General features: G+C 61.6%; 17 protein-coding genes. 11 read left to right on the top strand and 6 right to left on the bottom strand.

Annotation, left to right across the window (positions count from 1 at the left end; translation table 11 throughout):
• Positions 1 to 59 precede the first annotated feature (59 nt).
• Both IPK65_13230 and IPK65_13235 read right to left on the bottom strand, forming a co-directional pair.
• Complete coding sequence (locus tag IPK65_13230) at positions 60 to 494, bottom strand: ribulose bisphosphate carboxylase small subunit (protein MBK8164046.1); 435 nt, start codon at positions 492 to 494, stop codon at positions 60 to 62.
• A gap of 23 nt (positions 495 to 517) precedes the next feature.
• Positions 518 to 1,996, bottom strand: coding sequence for a ribulose-bisphosphate carboxylase large subunit (locus IPK65_13235; protein MBK8164047.1), 1,479 nt, complete (start codon positions 1,994 to 1,996; stop codon positions 518 to 520).
• Positions 1,997 to 2,144: 148 nt separating this feature from the next.
• Here IPK65_13235 and IPK65_13240 point away from each other — a divergent pair, with 148 nt between their 5' ends.
• Positions 2,145 to 3,116, top strand: coding sequence for a LysR family transcriptional regulator (locus IPK65_13240; GenBank protein ID MBK8164048.1), 972 nt, complete (start codon positions 2,145 to 2,147; stop codon positions 3,114 to 3,116).
• Between the two features lie 138 nt (positions 3,117 to 3,254).
• Here IPK65_13240 and gyrB read toward each other — a convergent pair whose 3' ends face one another.
• From gyrB to dnaA, 4 genes are all read right to left on the bottom strand, one after another.
• Positions 3,255 to 5,672, bottom strand: a complete 2,418-nt coding sequence (gyrB, locus tag IPK65_13245) for a DNA topoisomerase (ATP-hydrolyzing) subunit B (protein ID MBK8164049.1) — start codon at positions 5,670 to 5,672, stop codon at positions 3,255 to 3,257.
• Between the two features lie 36 nt (positions 5,673 to 5,708).
• Positions 5,709 to 6,788, bottom strand: coding sequence for a DNA replication/repair protein RecF (recF, locus tag IPK65_13250; GenBank protein ID MBK8164050.1), 1,080 nt, complete (start codon positions 6,786 to 6,788; stop codon positions 5,709 to 5,711).
• Between the two features lie 100 nt (positions 6,789 to 6,888).
• Entirely contained in the window at positions 6,889 to 7,989 is a 1,101-nt protein-coding gene (dnaN, locus tag IPK65_13255) for a DNA polymerase III subunit beta (protein MBK8164051.1), read from the bottom strand.
• A 199-nt stretch (positions 7,990 to 8,188) separates the two neighbouring features.
• Positions 8,189 to 9,574 (bottom strand): chromosomal replication initiator protein DnaA, encoded by a 1,386-nt coding sequence (dnaA, locus tag IPK65_13260; GenBank protein MBK8164052.1) that lies wholly within the window; start codon positions 9,572 to 9,574, stop codon positions 8,189 to 8,191.
• Positions 9,575 to 9,807: 233 nt separating this feature from the next.
• On the opposite strand from dnaA, the gene rpmH reads away from it, so the two are divergent.
• The 10 genes from rpmH (at position 9,808) to IPK65_13310 (ending at position 19,063) form a co-directional block, all read left to right on the top strand.
• Entirely contained in the window at positions 9,808 to 9,942 is a 135-nt protein-coding gene (gene rpmH, locus IPK65_13265) for a 50S ribosomal protein L34 (GenBank protein ID MBK8164053.1), read from the top strand.
• Between the two features lie 19 nt (positions 9,943 to 9,961).
• Positions 9,962 to 10,324, top strand: coding sequence for a ribonuclease P protein component (rnpA, locus tag IPK65_13270; protein MBK8164054.1), 363 nt, complete (start codon positions 9,962 to 9,964; stop codon positions 10,322 to 10,324).
• Entirely contained in the window at positions 10,309 to 10,536 is a 228-nt protein-coding gene (gene yidD, locus IPK65_13275) for a membrane protein insertion efficiency factor YidD (protein ID MBK8164055.1), read from the top strand. Before rnpA ends, yidD begins: the two co-directional genes overlap by 16 nt.
• A 12-nt stretch (positions 10,537 to 10,548) precedes the next feature.
• Positions 10,549 to 12,198 (top strand): membrane protein insertase YidC, encoded by a 1,650-nt coding sequence (gene yidC, locus IPK65_13280; GenBank protein ID MBK8164056.1) that lies wholly within the window; start codon positions 10,549 to 10,551, stop codon positions 12,196 to 12,198.
• 43 nt (positions 12,199 to 12,241) lie between these two features.
• Entirely contained in the window at positions 12,242 to 13,600 is a 1,359-nt protein-coding gene (gene mnmE / locus IPK65_13285) for a tRNA uridine-5-carboxymethylaminomethyl(34) synthesis GTPase MnmE (protein MBK8164057.1), read from the top strand.
• Between the two features lie 258 nt (positions 13,601 to 13,858).
• Positions 13,859 to 14,884 carry a GGDEF domain-containing protein gene (locus IPK65_13290; protein MBK8164058.1) on the top strand — a complete coding sequence of 342 codons (1,026 nt, stop codon included), beginning with the start codon at positions 13,859 to 13,861 and terminating at the stop codon, positions 14,882 to 14,884.
• Between the two features lie 135 nt (positions 14,885 to 15,019).
• Entirely contained in the window at positions 15,020 to 15,409 is a 390-nt protein-coding gene (gene cheY / locus IPK65_13295; protein ID MBK8164059.1) for a chemotaxis response regulator CheY, read from the top strand.
• Positions 15,410 to 15,416: 7 nt separating this feature from the next.
• Positions 15,417 to 16,178 (top strand): protein phosphatase CheZ, encoded by a 762-nt coding sequence (locus IPK65_13300; GenBank protein ID MBK8164060.1) that lies wholly within the window; start codon positions 15,417 to 15,419, stop codon positions 16,176 to 16,178.
• 498 nt (positions 16,179 to 16,676) lie between these two features.
• On the top strand, positions 16,677 to 16,964 hold the full coding sequence (locus tag IPK65_13305; protein ID MBK8164061.1) for an STAS domain-containing protein: 288 nt from the start codon (positions 16,677 to 16,679) through the stop codon (positions 16,962 to 16,964).
• A complete protein-coding gene (locus IPK65_13310) occupies positions 16,961 to 19,063 on the top strand; it encodes a chemotaxis protein CheA (protein ID MBK8164062.1) in 2,103 nt (700 codons plus the stop codon). Before IPK65_13305 ends, IPK65_13310 begins: the two co-directional genes overlap by 4 nt.
• Positions 19,064 to 19,078 lie beyond the last annotated feature (15 nt).

The following is a 19,078-nucleotide window of genomic DNA, read 5'->3' on the forward strand; positions in this document are numbered from 1 at the left end:
TCGCTGCCTGAAGGGGGAAGGCGGCGGGCCTGCGCCCGCCGCCGCTCCTGCACCGAGTATCAGTAACGCTCGCCTTCCGGCTTGTCGGTCGAGTAGCTGTGGACGGTGTAGTGAATCTGCCGTCCCGCGACCTCCTGCCGCGCCAGGCCGAAGCCGGGTTCGGTTTTCGGCCGGTTGACGATGAAGGACATCGTCGGCGACTCCACGCCGCGCGTACTGTTGAATGCGGTGACGCGGATGTAGTGGTTGGGGAATGTCTTGCGGCAGTTGTTGATCTCCATCAGGATCCCGGCGGGATCCTTGAGATCGAACATGGGCATGCCGAACATCTCCCAGTAGGTGTTGCGCGGGTGCGGATCATCGGTGTACTCGACGTTGACCGCCCAGTTGTTCTTCAGCGCGTACTTGATCTGCGCGGTGATCTGGGCGTCGGTGAGATCGGGCAGGAACGAGAACTGGCCCTGCGTGATCCGGTTGCCGTGATTGGTCATCATGATGGCGTCTCCTTGGCGATTTGTTAAACGCTGGTGGTTGCGGTCGGCACGAAGTCCGCGGTGTCGGTGGAGTCGTAGTTGAAGGAGATGTCCTTCCACGTGTCCAGCGCGGCCTTGAGCGGCGAACACCACTTGGCGGCGGCCTCGAGGATCTGCGGGCCTTCCTTCAGGTAATCGCGGCCCTCGTTGCGGGCCTGGATCATCGCCTCCAGCGCGACGCGGTTGGCGACGGCGCCGGCCTGGATGCCCATCGGGTGACCGATGGTGCCGCCGCCGAACTGCAGCACCACGTCTTCGCCGAGGTAGTGGATCAGCTGGTGCATCTGGCCGGCGTGGATGCCGCCGGAGGCCACCGGCATGACCTTGTTCAGCGACGCCCAGTCCTGCTCGAAGAACAGGCCCTTCTCGAGCTGCGGCGCCGTGTGCGTGTCGAGCAGCGTGTCGTAGAAGCCGCGGATCATCAGCGGATCGCCTTCGAGCTTGCCGACCACGGTACCGGCGTGGATATGATCCACACCCGCCATGCGCATCCATTTGCAGATGACGCGGAAGTTCATGCCGTGGTTTTTCTGGCGTGAATAGGTCGAGTTGCCGGCGCGGTGCAGGTGCAGGATCATGTCGTTCTTGCGCGCCCACTTGGCCATCGACTGGATCGCGGTGTAGCCGATGACCAGGTCGATCATGATGATGACCGAGCCGAGCGACTTGGCGAATTCGGCGCGCTCGTACATGTCCTCCATCGTGCCGGCGGTGACGTTGAGGTAGTGCCCCTTCACCTCACCGGTGGCGGCGGACGCCTTGTTCACGGCCTCCATGCAATAGAGGTACCTGTCACGCCAGTGCATGAACGGCTGGCTGTTGATGTTTTCGTCGTCCTTCACGAAATCCAGACCGCCCTTCAGCGCCTCGTACACCACGCGGCCGTAGTTGCGGCCGGACAGGCCGAGCTTGGGCTTGGTGGTCGCACCGAGGAACGGGCGGCCGAACTTGTCCATGCGTTCGCGCTCGACGATGACGCCGGTGGCCGGACCCTGGAAGGTTTTCAGATACGCGACCGGGATGCGCATGTCTTCGAGGCGCAACGCTTTCACGGCCTTGAAGCCGAACACGTTGCCGATGATCGACGCGGTCAGGTTGGCGATCGAGCCCGGCTCGAACAAATCCAGGTCGTAGGCGATATAGGCAAAGTACTGGGCTTCAGTCTTGGTCCCCGGACCGGTGTTCGGCACGAGCTCGCTCTTGAATGCCTTCGCGCGGTAGAGCTCGCAGGCGGTCAGGCGGTCAGTCCATACCACCGTCCAGGTGGCGGTGGAGGACTCGCCGGCCACTGCCGCAGCGGCCTCTTCATGGTCCACGCCAGGCTGCGGTGTGATGCGGAACAGCGCAATAACGTCGGTGTCCTTGGGGACGTAGTTCGGTTCCCAATAACCCATCTTCTTGTAAGGTATAACGCCGGACTTGTAGCGTTGCTTACCCTCTGCAATAGTCTCTGATTTGCCCATGGATCTAGCCTCCTGGTCTTGAATCTTGAATTATGCGGCGGTGCGCGCTTGGTGATCTGTTCTGCAGCAGAACAGGCTGGTCTACGATGGCCGAATCGTGATATAAATTCCAATCAAAAATACTGATGCATATGATAGATGCAGATCTATGGATAAGTTCCACGTCAGCCAGATCGCCCGTCACGCCAGCCTGCGCCAGTTGCAGGTGTTCGAGGCCATCGCGCGCCTGGGCAGTTTCACCAAGGCCGCCGACGAGCTCGCGCTGACCCAGCCGACGCTGTCGATCCAGATCAAGAAACTCACCGAGGTGATCGGGTTGCCGCTGTTCGAACAGATCGGTAAACGCGTCTATCTGACCAACTGTGGACGTGTGCTGCTGCAGGCCACGCGCGAACTGTTCGACACCTTTTCGCGGCTCGACATGCAACTGGCCGATCTCAAGGGACTGAAGAGCGGTCATCTGAATCTGGCGGTGGTCACGACGGCGAAGTATTTCGCGCCGCGCGTACTGGGAGAATTCTGCCGCCTCTATCCCGGCATCGAGGTCGCGCTCAAGGTCACCAACCGCGAGCGGCTGCTGGAGCGCATGACGGACAACATGGACGACCTCTATATCATGGGCCAGCCGCCGGCATCACCCGACGTCGAGTTCGAGCCGTTTCTGCTGAACCCGATCGTGATCGTAGCACCGCGCGCGCACCCGCTCGCGGGAAAGAAGGCAATACCGCTATCGCGCCTCGCGCAGGAACCGTTCATCATGCGCGAACCCGGATCGGGTACCCGCATGGCACTCGAGCAGACTTTCAGGGAACAGGGCATCGCGCTCAAGGTGCGCATGGAACTCGGCAGCAACGAGGCGATCAAGCAGATCGTCGCGAGCGGTATGGGCATCGCAGGACTGTCTCAGCACGCCCTGATCTGGGAGGCGCCGATGGCCGAGATCGCGCTGCTCGACGTGCGCGGCTTTCCGCTCGATTGGCATTGGTATGTGGGATATCCGGCGGGTAAGCAGCTTTCCGTCGTGGCCCGCGCCTTCCTTGCCTTCCTGCAGGATGAAGGCCGGCATATGGCCGAGCGGCGCAGCAACATCTTTACCAGCCTGTACCGCGAGATCGCCTGATCCGATCGGAGCAGGATAACCACGCCGCGGGAATGATGGTGGAGCGCGCGGGATAGCGGGTCGCTCGCCGGGCCGCGATGGAACTCCGATGGAACATCGCGCGGACCGGCGCGATGGCAGTCCGAAAGGCGCTAGCGACTAGATGTCGAGATTCGCCACCGACAGTGCGTGCTTCTCGATGAATTCGCGGCGCGGCTCGACCTGATCGCCCATCAGTGTGGTGAAGATCTCGTCCGCCGCCACGGCATCCTCGACCTGTACCTGCAGCAGACGGCGCGTTTCAACGTTCATGGTCGTCTCCCACAGCTGCTCGGGATTCATCTCGCCAAGACCCTTGTAGCGCTGTATCTGCTGTCCGCGCTTCGCCTCCTCGATGATCCAGTCCATCGCCTCCTTGAAACTGGCGACGTCCAGCCTGCGTTCGCCGCGCTGGATCACGGCGCCGCTGCCGATCAGCCCATCGAGCTGGGTACCCAGCTCCACCATGCTGCGGTATTCCGCCGAGGTGAAAAATTCCCGGTTGAACTGGCGGCTGGTGGAGATGCCATGGAGGTTTTCCACAATCTCCGCCCTCCACCCTCTCTCGTCGGGTTCGCGCACCACGGTGATATTGAAGCGGAGTCCGGCCGCCCTGTCGGCATTCAGGCGTGCCTCGAGTTCCCGGCTCCATTGCTCCACCCGGCCGATGTTGGACGCCTCCTCGGCGCTGAGTTCGGGCATGTAGATCAACTGCTCCAGGACATTGGCGTTCCAGCGCTTCGCCATGCGACGGATGGTCGCCATCACCGCCATGTACTTCCCGGCCAGCGTCTCCAGCGCCTGGGCACTGATAGGCGGAGAATCGGCGTTCACGCTCAATCGAGCATTTTCCAATGCAGATTGCAGCAAATAGGCGTTAAGTTCGCCATCATCCTTGGCGTATCGCTCCTGCTTGCCACGCTTGATCTTGTACAGCGGTGGCTGTGCGATGTAGATGTGACGGCGCTCGATCAGCTCCGGCATCTGACGATAAAAAAAGGTCAGCAGGAGGGTGCGGATATGCGAACCGTCGACATCCGCATCCGTCATGATGATGATGCGGTGGTAGCGGAGTTTGTCCGGATTGTGTTCCTCCTTACCGATACCACAACCCAGCGCGGTGATCAGCGTGCCCACCTCGACAGATGATAACACCTTGTCGAACCTGGCTTTTTCTACATTCAGTATCTTGCCCTTCAAGGGCAGGATGGCCTGGTAGCGACGGTCCCTGCCCTGTTTGGCGGATCCGCCTGCGGAATCGCCCTCGACCAGAAATAGCTCGGAGAGGCGGGGATCCTTTTCCTGGCAGTCGGCAAGCTTCCCCGGCAAACCCGCAATGTCGAGCACGCCCTTGCGACGCGTCATGTCGCGAGCCTTGCGGGCCGCCTCGCGCGCGCGCGCCGCATCGATGATCTTGGCGGTGATCGCCTTGGCTTCAGCGGGAAACTCGAGCAGGAACTCCTGGATCTTCTCTGCCGCAACCGATTCCACCACTGCCCGGACCTCGGACGATACGAGCTTTTCCTTGGTCTGGGAGGAAAACTTCGGGTCGTGGCATTTCACCGAAAGGACCGCGGTCAAACCCTCGCGGGCGTCATCGCCGACCATGGCGATCTTGGCCTTCTTGGCCAAGCCTTCGTTATCGATGTACTGGTTGAGTGTGCGCGTCAGCGCCGAGCGATAGCCCACCAAGTGCGTGCCGCCGTCGCGCTGCGGTATGTTATTGGTATAACAGAAAATATTTTCCTGGTAGGAATCGTTCCACTGCATCGCCACCTCGACCGCGATGCCGCCCTTTTCGCTGGTGAAATAAATCACCGTGGGATGCAGCGGTGTCTTGTTGCGGTTGAGGTGCTCGACGAAGGCGCGGATCCCACCCTCGTATTCGAAAACATCGACCTTGTCGCTGCGCTCGTCATGCAGGCGGATTCGTACGCCATGATTGAGGAAGGAAAGTTCGCGCAGACGGCGTGCGAGGATGTCGTAATGGAATTCGGTGTTGGTAAAGATCGTCGTGCTCGGAAGAAAGCGGATCTCCGTCCCGGTCTGATCCGTATCCCCGGATACCACCAAGGGCGCTACCGGTTCACCCATGTGGTATTCCTGGTGGTACATATGCCCATCGCGCCGAATCGTGAGCTTAAGGATTTCCGACAGGGCGTTGACGACGGAGACACCGACCCCGTGCAGGCCGCCCGATACCTTATATGAATTGTCATCGAACTTACCGCCGGCGTGCAGCACGGTCATGATCACTTCCGCGGCGGATCGCCCCTCCTCCGGATGGATGTCCACCGGGATACCGCGTCCGTTATCTGTCACCGTGACCGAGCCATCACGGTGAATGGTCACCGAGATCTCGCTGCAATATCCCGCGAGCGCTTCGTCGATGGAATTGTCCACCACTTCGAAAACCAGGTGGTGCAGACCCGTGCCGTCGTCGGTATCCCCGATATACATCCCGGGTCGCTTGCGCACGGCATCGAGCCCGCGCAGGACCTTAATCCTTGAGGAATCGTAGCTTTGGGCCTCTTCCATCGGTATCTCCGTATTGGCTCTAAACGGCGTGCGGCATTATATCACTTCCGTGAATACACCATGTTCCACGTGAAACATCTTGTGGTCCACCCGGACAACATGCCGGCGAAACTCCGGATCACTGGAGGTGACTATGGTTTGAAAACCCAGCGCGCTGATCTTTAGGATCAACTGTTCGATGTGCTGGGCATCCAGCTCGGCTGCGAGGTCATCTATCAGGATCAAACCCCGCCCGCCTGTGATTTCAGCCAGGGTGCAGGCCTGCGCGAGATACAGGGCGTAGACCAGCACCTTCATCTGGCCGCGCGAGAGGCATTCGCGAACTGGAATTCCACCCGTGACAAATTCGATATCCGCGCGATGTGGCCCGATGCGAGTGTATCCGCTGCGACGATCTCCTTCCAATCCTTTGGCCAACTGCACCGCAAGATCGGCGTCAGAGGCCCAGCCCGACCGGTATTTGAGATCTATGGCGGAGTCAATCCTCAGCATGGGCAGCAGACCCCGGAATCTGGCGATGAACTGCTCCAGGTACCGTCTGCGATATGCATCCATCAGGACCCCGTTTTCGACCAGTTCCCTGTCCCAGACCTCGGGTCGCGGTAACGCCTGTTGCAGAATGGAATTACGTTGCTTCAGCGCGCGGCGGTATCTTTGCCAGGCGGGGAGAAAGCGAGGTTCCACGTGGAACACTCCCCAGTCCATAAACGAACGTCTGAACTCCGGGCCGAGGGTGAACACCCGGTGGCTTTCCTGATGGATCGTAACAACGGGCAGAAAGGGCGCCAACTCCGATAATCGTTGAACGGGTTTCCCGGCGGCCTTCATACGCAGGCGCCCACGGTCCATATCGAATTCCATACCCAGTGCTCTGGTACCAGAGGCCTCGCTGAACACCTCGGCGCTGATCACCATCTCGGACGTTTCGCGTTGAACCACCTGTGCCAGGTGATGGGTGCGGAAGGATCTCCCGCTGGAGAGCAGATGGATGGCCTCCAGCAGGCTGGATTTACCGCTGGCGTTTGGCCCCAGGACCACGTTGATCCCGTGTCCAGGCGCGAGATCCAGGGACAGGATATTTCTGAGATTTCTGATCTTGATCCGAACCAGCGTCATGCGGCGGGCAGGGCGGATGTCGGGGTAACGTACAGGGCTGGACTCAGCCTGTTGTTGTCGGGAAACGTATCACGCGGATGGAGAAGCGGTACCAATGTGTCTACAGGCGCATCGGCATGACAATGTAACGGCAAGTCTTGTCATCCATGGATTGAATCAGACAGCTGCTGTTCGCATCGATCAGCTGGAGAGAAACCTCGTTTGAGGCCACTGCCGACAGTGCGTCAAGCAGGTAGGTCACGTTGAATCCGATCTCGAGGTTGTCTCCGGAATACTCTATGGCGAGTTCCTCCTCGGCCTCTTCCTGTTCGGGGTTGTGTGCGAGTATCTGCATGGTGCCATTGCTGAACTGCAGCCGTACTCCGCGATACTTCTCGTTCGAGAGGATGGAGACGCGAGACAGGGCCTGGCGCAGCGCTTCCCTGTTGCAGACCGCAGTTTTATTACCCCCCTTGGGTATCACGTTCTGGTAATCGGGAAAACGCCCATCGATCAGCTTGGTGGTGAAGCTGATCTCGGTCGTCTTCACCTGGATGAAATTACCTCCAACGCGGATCTCGACCTCGCTGTCATCGTCGGCAAGCAGTCGGTAGAGCTCGATCACCGCCTTCCTCGGGATTATAATGCTTTGATTTTTATTAATTTCTTTTGGATATTGGGTTTCGCACATGGCGAGGCGGTGGCCGTCGGTGGCGACCATCCGGATGATGCGGTTTTCCAGCTCCAGCAGCAGGCCGTTGAGGTAGTACCGCACATCCTGCTGCGCCATGGCAAAGTGGGTGCGGGCGATGGCGTTCCTCAGGGTGCGCTGTGACAGGCTGAGCTGGGAAAGTTTCTGGCTGACCTCGATGTTGGGAAAATCACCCGCCGGCAGGGTGGACAGTACGAAACGGCTTTTGCCGGAACGTATCGTGGCGCGCTCGCCGGTGACGGAGACATCCAGCACGGCATCCTCGGACAGGGCACGGCAGATATCCAGGAACTTGCGAGCCGGCAGGGTTGCCTCGCCTGGCGTAGCCTTGCTTGTTTCTGCATGCGCCAGCATCTCGATCTCGAGATCGGTGCTCGTCAGGGAAAGGGTCTCGTCCGACACCTTCAGCAGGATGTTGGACAGGATTGGCAGGGTCTGACGCCTTTCAACGATCCCGCTCACCGTCTGCAGAGGTTTGATCAGGGCGTCACGTGTAATAGTAAATTTCATTTATGTTTCTTCCTGAAATCTATATTTATTAGTACCGGCACATTTACTGTATAACCCGTTTTCCTTCCTGCGCATCAAGGAGTTGACGTAGCATCGAAGCTGTTGATCATGCGCGTATTCGCGCGGGGTATGCTGTGGATATCATGTGCGGTAAAACGGACCCGTTTTCACGGTCCAGTTTATCCACAGACTGTGAACATCATGTTGTCAGTGTTCTCAACAGGTTTGTGTAGTCCTCATTCGTGCGCACATCGGTCTTTCTCAGCTCCTGGATCTTGCGGCAGGCGTGCAGCACGGTGGTGTGGTCGCGGCCGCCGAAGGCCTCTCCGATCTCGGGCAGGCTGTGGCTGGTGAGTTCCTTGGCCAGCGCCATGGCCACTTGTCGCGGCCGCGCCACCGAGCGGGAGCGACGTTTCGACAGCAGATCGGAATAGCGGATCTTGCAATAATCGGCGACGGTGCGCTGGATGTTTTCGATGGTCACCAGCTTGTCCTGCAGCGCTAGGAGATCCTTGAGGGCGTCCTTGGCCAGATCCATCGTGATCGGCCGGCCGGTGAAACGCGAGCTCGCGATCACGCGCCGCAGCGAGCCCTCGAGCTCACGAACGTTGGAGCGCACCCGCTTTGCGATGAAGAACGCGATCTCGTCCGGCAACTCGACGTTGCTCAGCACCGCCTTGCTTTTAAGGATCGCGACGCAGGTCTCCAGTTCAGGCGGATCGATCGAGACCGTCAAGCCCCAGCCAAAGCGCGACTTCAGGCGCTCCTCGAGACCACCGACCTCCTTCGGATAGCGGTCACAGGTCAGGATGATCTGGCTCTGTCCTTCTATCAGGGTGTTGAAGGTATGGAAGAACTCTTCCTGCGAGCGCTCCTTGTTGGCGAAGAACTGGATATCGTCGATGAGCAGGGCGTCCACCGAGCGGTAATAGCGCTTGAATTCGTCGATCGAGTTGTGCTGAAAGGCCTTGATCATGTCGCCCACGAAACGCTCTGAATGGACGTAGACGACGCGGGCCGCGGGATTGATTTGCACCATCTGATTGCCGATGGCGTGCATCAGATGGGTCTTGCCGAGACCGACGCCGCCGTAGATGAACAGCGGGTTATAGGAACGGCCCGGATTTTCAGCCACCTGGGATGAAGCCGCGCGCGCGAGCTGGTTCGATTTGCCTTCGACGAAGTTTGCGAAGGTGAACTCGGGCTGCAGGTTGCGTATATGGTGGATCTCGTCGTGGTCGCTGCGCCGGGTGAAGCCGCCCGGCGCGCCCGGCGGGCGCGCCGGAGGGGGTGCGCGGCGCGGCGCAGGTGCCTGGTCTCGCGCCGCCAGCGGGCGGGCGCGATGGCTGCCGACCTCGAGCGACACCTGCATCGAGGTGCCTGCCCGGAGTTGGGCGGTGATCTCGGAAATCTGGTCTATGAAGCGCTCGTTCACCCAGTCGAGCACAAACTGGTTGGGGGCCAGCAGACGCAGGCAGGTATCGTTTTCAATCGCCTGCAGGGGGCGTATCCAGGTGTTGAATTGCTGTGCGGTAAGCTCGTTCTCCAGATGGTCCAGGCACTTTTTCCAGAGCGAGTTTTCCACAGAACGACGTCTCCCTTCGCGTAGAAACCGGGTGCCGGCAAGGTTGTAGAACGGATGAAGTCGGCAAGTGTATACCTCTTTATTGTGCTAATCCATACCCGAAAAGGCGCGTCCGGCGACATTTAGATTGACACGCGAGAGGAAAAATTGGTAATGTTTCCCCCTTTCGATTTTGGGCAGCAAAAAGCTGATTTTCTGGGAATTTCCAGCAGGTATAGCAGGCGGGACGAGTCATGAAGAGGCCATTTCAACCGAGTGTTCTGAAACGTAAGCGTACACACGGCTTCCGCGCGCGCATGCAGACCGCCGCCGGGCGCGCCGTGTTGAGCCGTCGTCGCGCGAAGGGCCGCGCCAAGCTGTGCGCCTGAGTCCTAGTGTCTGAACGGATTGGACCCGGTTCGCTTTCGTTTCAGTAAATCGCACCGGCTGCTGAAACCGAGCGATTACCGGCATGTATTCCAACGCGCGCGCAAACGCCCGGCGCGGGGTTTCACTGTATATATCTGCCCCAACGCGCTCGGTCATCCCCGTCTTGGCATTGCGATCTCGCGCAAGTGCCTGCCGAGCGCGGTGGCGCGGAACCGCGCCAAACGGATCATCCGTGAATGTTTCCGACTGCGCACGCATGATCTGGGAGGCGTGGACATCGTATTTCTTGGCCGCCAGGGCCTCGCCGGTCAGGACAGGGAAGAGCTGCGCGCGGTGGTAAGTGCGCAATTCGCGGAGATTGAACAATGCGCAGGCTGCTGACTGTATTAATCCGGGCGTACCGTTACGGGATCAGCCCGTATCTCGGCGCGCACTGCCGCTTCGAACCCAGCTGTTCGCGTTACGCCGAGATCGCCATCACGCGCTTCGGAGTCCTGCGCGGCGGCGGGATCGCGCTGCGCCGCGTGCTGCGCTGTCATCCCTGGCACGCCGGCGGTGTCGACCCGGTGCCGGAACGCGTCCCGCAACGATAAGCACTGACATCGATGGACAACCAGAAGATCATCCTGTTTTTCGCGCTGTCCTTCGTGCTGCTGCTGATCTGGCAGGCATGGCAGGAGGATTACGCCACGGACAGCGCCGAATCCACGGCCCTGACGACACCGGTCCCCGCCGCCGACATTCCCGCTGCACCCGCGGCGCAGGCAACCGTGCCGGAGGCCGGGGCGCCGGTCTCCGTGCCGCCCGCGCCACGCGGTTTCCAGAGCGCGCAGCGGATTCGCGTCGTCACGGACCTGCTCGAGGTTGAACTGGATACGACGGGCGGCGACCTGCGCGAGGTCGCCCTGCTGGGCTACCCGGTATCCACGGAGAAGCGGGATGAGCCCTTCCGCCTGATGCGGGACGAGGGCACGCGCGTATTCATCGCGCAGAGCGGTCTGATCTCGCAACAGCCCGCGCCTGATCACTACGCCGTCTACACTGCTGAGGCGGCGGAGTACCGCCTGCAGGGCGACGAACTGCGCGTTCCGCTGCGCTGGACCGGGGCGGACGGGATCAGCGTGACGAAGACCTATGTCTTTCATCGCGACAGTTACCAGATCGGGATCGAGCACCGCGTCGAGAACAGCACGGCGGCGCCGTGGACGGGCTACCAGTACCGCCAGTTCCAGCGCAGCCTGCCGGGCGAAGACGAAACGTCATTCTTTATATATACCTATACCGGCGGCGTGATCTACAGCCAGGAAGAGAAATACGAAAAGATCAAATTTGACGATATGGACAAGCGGGATCTAGGCCGCAGCATCACCGGCGGTTGGGCGGCGATGATCCAGCATTACTTCCTCGGCGCCTGGCTACCGGAGGCGCAGGAGACCAACCAGTTTTACAGCAAGGCACCCAAGGGCCAGCCCTATGTGCTGGGGCTGTTATCCCAGCCCATGACGGTCGCGCCGGGGGAGACCGGCGAGTTCTCGAGCCGGCTCTACGTAGGGCCGAAGGACCAGGCGCGCATGGAGAAGGCCGCCGAAGGACTGCGTCTCACGGTCGATTATGGCGTGCTCACCATCCTCGCCCAGCCCCTGTTCTGGCTCCTGAAATACATCCACGGCGTCGTCGGCAACTGGGGATGGTCCATCATCCTGCTGACGCTGATGGTCAAGCTGGTGTTCTACAAGCTGTCGGAGACCAGCTATCGCTCGATGGCGAACATGCGCGTGCTGCAACCCAAGCTGATGCAGCTGCGCGAGCGTTACGGCGACGACCGCCAGCGCATGAGCCAGGCCATGATGGATCTCTATAAGAAGGAGAAGATCAATCCCCTTGGCGGCTGTCTGCCGATGCTGGTCCAGATCCCGGTGTTCATCGCACTGTACTGGGTGCTGCTCGAGAGCGTCGAGCTGCGCCAGGCCCCGTTCGTGCTGTGGATCCACGACCTCTCGACCAAGGACCCCTATTACATCCTGCCCCTGCTGATGGGCATCACCATGTTCATCCAGCAGAAGCTCAATCCGCCGCCGCCGGATCCCATACAGGCCAAGGTGCTGATGGCGCTGCCGTTCATCTTCACGCTGTTCTTCGCCTTCTTCCCCGCAGGCCTCGTCGTCTACTGGGTGGCGAACAGCGTGCTCTCCATACTGCAGCAGTGGTACATTACCCACCGGATCGAGAAGGCGGGCAAGGCGGCCAAGGCCTGAGTCCGGGCAATCCGCCCCCGCGCTGCGCGCGGACCGTTTTTCTATGAACAGTCATGTCGACACCATCGCGGCGATCGCCACCCCGGCGGGGCGGGGCGGCGTCGGGGTGGTGCGCGTGTCCGGGCCGGATGCCGCCGGTATCGCCGTCGCCGTCCTCGGACGGGTGCCGGAACCGCGCCGTGCCGAATACCGCACCTTCCGCGCGGAGGACGGCTCGGCACTCGACACCGGTCTCGCCCTGTACTTTCCGCGCCCGCATTCCTTCACCGGCGAGGACGTGCTGGAGCTGCACGGGCACGGCGGCCCCGTGGTGCTCGACCGCCTGCTGCAGCGACTGCTTGCGCTCGGTGCGCGCCATGCCCGACCCGGCGAGTTTTCCGAGCGCGCGTTTCTGAATGACAAGATCGACCTAGCGCAGGCCGAGGCCATCGCCGACCTCATCGACAGCGCCTCGGAACAGGCGGCGCGCGCAGCGCTGCGCTCGCTCGCCGGAGATTTCTCCCGCCGTGTTCACTCGCTCGCCGAGGCCCTGGCCGAGCTGCGGGTGTACATCGAGGCGGCGATTGATTTTCCCGAGGAGGAGATCGACTTCCTCGCCGACGCGGATCTGCGCCGGCGATTCATTGACCTGAAGGCCGGACTGGGTGCGGTCATGGATGCGGCGCAGCAAGGGTGTCTGCTGCGCGAAGGCATCCGCGTGGTGATTGCCGGCCGGCCCAACGCCGGCAAGTCGAGCCTGCTCAATCGGCTCGCGCAGCGCGAGACCGCGATCGTCTCCGAGATCCCGGGCACGACGCGCGATGTGCTGCGCGAATACATCGCCATTGACGGCCTTCCGCTGCACGTGATCGACACCGCAGGCCTGCGCGACAGCGCCGATCCGGTCGAGCGGATCGGCATCGGCCGCGCCTGGTCCGAGATCGAGTCGGCCGACCGCATCCTGTTGGTGACTGACAGCACACAATCCCGCGCGGAGGAGGACGCCGCACTGCTGAACGACCGGCCCGAACTCCAGGCGCGGCTCACTCTGGTCCACAACAAGATCGACCTGGGCGGACCGCCGCCCGCGCTGAAGGAGCACGGCGATGGCAGGGCGGAGGTCTGGCTCTCCGCAACGACCGGGGCGGGCATCGAGCAGCTGCGCGCCCATCTCAAGACCTGCATGGGCTATCAACCCGCCGGAGAGGGTGTCTTCAGCGCGCGGCGGCGACACCTCGACGCGCTGGCGCGCGCCGGCCACAATCTGTCCGAGGCGCTGCGCCAGCTCGAAGAGGCGCGCGCGGGGGAGCTCGCCGCGGAGGAACTGCGCCAGGCCCAGCAGGCCCTGGGCGAGATCACCGGCGAGGTCACGAGCGACGACCTGCTCGGACGGATATTTGCCAGCTTCTGCATCGGAAAATAGCCGTAACGCGATGCCAGTCGACGGCCGTGCTTCCGCGCTCCATGCCGGAGGCCAGCGCCCTGTCCGGGAGGATGGCGCACGGCGACAGGGAAGGCAGCCGATGCGTTAGCCGGGACCGCAGGAATCGGGGATGAATCGATAACCCGGTCTTTGCTAATGTTTTTGTTAATTCCCGCCGATGACTAGGCGAGCTGACCGGCATCTTGGTCACGTGGTGACAACCAATAAGAATGAAGAATAATCGCCTGGGAACTCCGCATGGAAAATCCATACAGCGACGGCCATGATCAGGCCGCAGAATATCTCCGCCTCGCCCTGCTGATCCTGTCCAAACACAAGCTGCCGGTATCGCCGCTGAATTACCGGATGGCCTATGACGGCGCCGCCGGCAACAGCGACGTACTGAAACAGGCGCTCGATGAGGCGGTGCTGCTTCCGGATAAACCGCTGGCGGAACATCTGTGGGAGACCTACCGGCGATCCTATATCCAGGATGATGAGACGCTGGACAACATCCGCCAGGAACTCAAGCTGCTCATCACCAACATGCAGCAGGACATGGATAGATCCGGCGGCACGCTCCAGGGCTACTCGGCGCGTCTGGGTCAGTTTCTGACCGTGCTGGGCGCGTCAACGTCGCTGCGCGACATGCAGATCGAGGTCAAGCGCGTAATCGACGATACACGGGCGGCGGAACAGTCACATCGGCAGTTCGAGGCCCAGATCAGCCAGATCTCAGGCGAACTGGAGTCCCTGAGGAGCGAATTGATGCAAGTGAAGCAGGCATCACTGACGGATTCGCTGACCGGAATCTCCAACCGGGGCGCCTTCGACATCCACCTGGAGCAGGCGCTCGGTTCGGCGCAGCAGGGGCGATCCTCGCTGTGCCTGCTGCTGGCCGATATCGATTTTTTCAAAAAGATCAATGATTCCTACGGCCACCTGGTCGGCGACAAGGTGTTGCGCTATGTCGCCGTTACGCTGAAGCGCTGCCTGAAAGGCAGTGATTTCGTCGCCCGCTTCGGCGGAGAGGAATTTGCCGTGCTGCTCCCCGACACCGACATCAACGGGGCCTACGCCGTTGCCGAGAAGATCCGTCAGGCGATTTGCAGTGGGCGGCTGAAGGATATGAATTCGGGCAAGGCCTATTCGACGGTCACGATATCCATCGGTGTCGCGCAGTCCGCAGGCGATGACCGGCCCGGGGATCTGATCGATCGGGCCGACCGCATGCTCTATCAGGCGAAATCGGGCGGACGGAACCGCTGCGAGAAGGCTGCCTGATTCTCACCGGTCGTGCCGGTCTCAAGTTTCACCCCGCCATCGCCGATCACGTAATCGCGGCCAGCGCATGCTGCGGCCGTGTGTACGCTGCCGCCAGCAGCAGCGGCGCTGAATACATAGGGAAGGAGGGCCGGGATGCACAAGGATCTGAAATTTCTCATTGTGGACGACTTTTCCACCATGCGGCGCATCGTCAAGAATCTCTTGCACGATCTGGGCTACACCAACGTCACCGAGGCCGACGACGGCAAGACCGCGCTGCCCATGCTGCAGGCGGGGAACTTCGATTTCCTCATCACCGACTGGAACATGCCTGGCATGCCCGGGATTGAATTGCTCAAAGCTGTGCGCGCCGACGCGCGTCTCGCCAGGCTGCCGGTGCTTATGCTGACCGCGGAGGCCAAGCGCGAGCAGATCATCGAAGCGGCACAGGCAGGTGTCAACGGGTATGTCATCAAACCCTTCACCGCCGCCACCCTGAAGGAAAAGCTCGACAAGATCTTCGCCACCCTGGCAGCGGCCTGAGGATTCCGTGTCCGCCGCGAGCGACGACATCCAGCTGCAATACGCCTTGCTGATGAGCGCCCTTGCAGGCGCGTTTGAACGGCGTGACGCGGCCGCCTTCCATCACACACTCGACGAGATGGCGCGCCTGCGCGAAGGCAGCGTGCTCGCGAAGCTCGGCGCAGTGACGCATGATATCGAATCCGCCCTGGCGCGCTTCTGCGCTGACACGCGCATGAGCAGTCTGGCGGAGAAGGAGGTGCCGGACGCACGCCTGCGGCTCGAACACGTGCTCAAACTGACCGACGAGGCCGCTCATCACACCATGGACCTGGTCGAACAGGCCCACGCCCCGGCGGAGCGCACCAGCCGCTCGGTGGCGCAGCTGACACCCATGTGGCAGGACTTCCGCGCGGCGGGCGCCCGTGCGGTATTGCAGGAACACCCCGGGCTGATGCAGTCAATGGATGCCTTTCTCGAACACGCGCGCACGGACGCTGAGCATGTGCAGCACAATTTGAAGGAAGTGATGCTGGCCCAGGGATATCAGGATCTCTCCGGGCAGATCATCCGCGGTGTAATGAAGCTGATCGTCGAGCTTGAAGGCGCCCTGGTGTCTCTCGTCCGGCTGTCGCGCTGCCAGCCGGCGCATTCCCCGGATGTCACCGTTCACCCGGCGGCAAGCGGCAATACGCAGGGTCATGGGCCGGTAGTCCCGCACGTCAGCGACGCCGGCGCCGTCAACGGGCAGGATGACATCGACGCCCTGCTCTCTCATCTCAATATCTGAGCGAAGATCGAGCGAAATGACGACGGGGCCGGTAAACCGACGCCTCCGGACCGCTTAAGCCGCAGCACAGCCCGGCACTGACTTGCAGTGCGTGGGCATTCCGCCGGCCTCCTGTATCGCAGCCTAATTCCCTCTGGCCCGCCTCATCCCGACGGGCCGCCGCCAGCCGGTCCGCAATCATCCATGGGCCGTGCAAGGATCAGATCCTGTCTTATTCGAGCATAAGCGCGGACAGTGTCACAGAGGGAGGCGGGTCCGATAGTTGACTTTAAAGCTAAATCATGCAACGCCGATACAAGCCAGAGATTGGGTAATCAGACGGGAAACGGGCGGCGGGCAATTGTCACGAAAAATGAGCGCAGCAGCGGATCGATAAGGCCCGTTTCTCGGTGCAACGGCCTATCCAGAGGATATAAGTGAAAGGCATGCGAAATGGATTCCGGAGCCAAGCCTGCAGAGGCGCAACACGCTGACGATATACATGCCCCCAGCAAGGTTGTGCTGGGGGCTTCCTGCACGATCGAGGATGTAGCACAGCTGCGCAACGATCTCATCGCGCATCTCGCCGCAAACAAGCCCATCATCATCGACGCCACCCGGGTCGAACGCATCGACGCGGCCGGGGCGCAACTGCTGGTGGCGTTCGCCATCGATTGCCTGGTCCAAGGTGTCGCTTTCGCATGGAAGCAGCGCCCGGCCGCACTCGATGAGGCGATACGCCTCCTCGGGCTGGGCGCGCTGATGGAGAGTCCGGGTGCGGTATTCGATGTCGAGGGAGCGTCATGACAATCGATCTTGCGCAGTTTCATGAGATGTTTTTCCAGGAGAGCGCGGAGGCGCTCGACACCATGGAGCAGACGCTGCTCCAGATCACCGACGGAACGGTGGATAAGGAACAGATCGATACGATTTTCCGCGTGGCGCACTCGATCAAGGGCGGCAGTGCCACCTTCGGGTTTACCGGCATCGCCACTTTCACTCATACCATCGAGACGCTGCTCGATCTGGTACGCACCGGTCGGATCGGCATCACTCCGGCTGAAATGGACCTGTTGCTGCGGTCGGTGGACGTGATGCGCGAGATGTTGTCGGCGGAACAGCACAAGCGCCCGCTCGACGAGAAGGCGGTAGCGGAACTGCAGGACAGCGTCAAGGCGGTCATCGCGCGCGCCAGCGGAGAAGCACCCGTACCCGTGTCTGCCGCTGCGCAAGCCGCACCCAAACAGGAACCCGAACCGCAGCAATCCGTTCAACACACGGCGGCAGACCGCTGGCAGATCGATTTCCGCCCGGGAGAAAACCTGCTCGCGCGCGGCAACGATCCCTTGCGCATCTTCCGCGAGCTCTCCCGCATCGGGGACATAAGCGTGCGGGTGGACGCGGGCAGTCTGCCCCCGCTGGCGCAACTCGATCCGCACCGCTGTTATTTGAACTGGCATATCGAACTTGCCGGCCCGAAGGAGAAAGAGGCCCTCGATCAGGTATTCGACTGGATCGGCGACGACGCTGACATCAAGATCACCGCGCCCGCAACGCTGCCAACGGCGGCGCTCGAAACCGCATCCGCGCCGGAACCTGCCGTGGCGCAGGCCGCGGCTCCCGCGCCCGGCAAGGCTCCGGAGGCGCGCGTCTCCCAGGCCGAGGCGCCCAAGGCCGCGGCAAGCGAGTCGACCTCGATCCGCGTCAGCATCGAGAAGATCGACGAGCTGATCAACACGGTGGGAGAGCTCGTGATCACCCAGTCCGTACTGAGCCAGCTGATGGTAAACATGGACGGACCGCAGTCGGAACAGCTGCGCAACGGTCTCGGACACCTCGAGCGCCAGATGCGGGCCCTGCAGGAAAGCGTTATGCGCGTGCGCATGCTGCCGATCAGCTTCGTGTTCAACCGTCTTCCGCGCATGGTGCGCGACCTCAGCCAGAAGCTCGGCAAGCGCATCGAACTGAAGATGACCGGAGAGCACACCGAGCTGGACAAGACGGTGCTGGAAAAGATCGGCGACCCGCTCGTTCACCTGGTGCGCAACAGCATCGACCACGGCATCGAGTCCGCAGAGAAACGCCGTGCGGCGGGCAAGCCAGAGGCCGGCACCATCCATCTGAATGCCTATCACAAGGGCGGCAACATCATGGTCGAGGTGATCGACGACGGCGCCGGCCTGAACCGCGAACGCATCCTGGCCAAGGCGCGCGAGCGCGGCCTGATCGGCCCGGAGGAGGAGCTTTCCGACGACCGCATCTACAACCTGATCTTCCAGCCCGGCTTTTCCACCGCGGAAAAGGTCACCGACGTATCCGGCCGCGGTGTCGGCATGGACGTCGTGCGACGCAACATCATGGAGCTGGGCGGCAACGTACAGATCTTCTCCAATACGGATCACGGCAGCACGGTGCGCATCCGCCTCCCGCTCACGCTTGCGATCCTCGACGGCCAGCTCGTGCGCGTCGGCCGCGAGGTGTATGTCATCCCGCTGGTGTCGATCGTCGAGACGATCCAGGTACGGCGCGAGCAGATCAACTCTGTGGCCGGCGGCCGCGCCGAGCTGTTGCGCCTGCGCGAGGAGTGTATCCCGATCATACGCCTGTATCAGTTGTTCGAGGTGCAGTCGGATACCACCGATCTCGACGACGGCCTGCTGACCATCGTCGAATCCGACGGCCAGCGCATGGGCATCTTCGTGGACGAACTGCAGGCGCAGCAGCAGGTGGTGATCAAGAGTCTGGAAACCAATTTCCGCCAGCTGACCGGCATCTCGGGGGCGACCATGCTGGGAGACGGCCGGGTGGCATTGATCCTCGACGTTCCCGGCCTGATCGCGCTGTTTGAATCCCGTGAAAGGCAGCTGCGCGACGACCGACAGGCCGCTGTGCGGAATGCAGCGTGACGCGGGGAGGGGGCG

This window comes from Gammaproteobacteria bacterium, from assembly GCA_016712635.1.
In the GTDB taxonomy this organism is placed as follows: domain Bacteria; phylum Pseudomonadota; class Gammaproteobacteria; order SZUA-140; family SZUA-140; genus JADJWH01.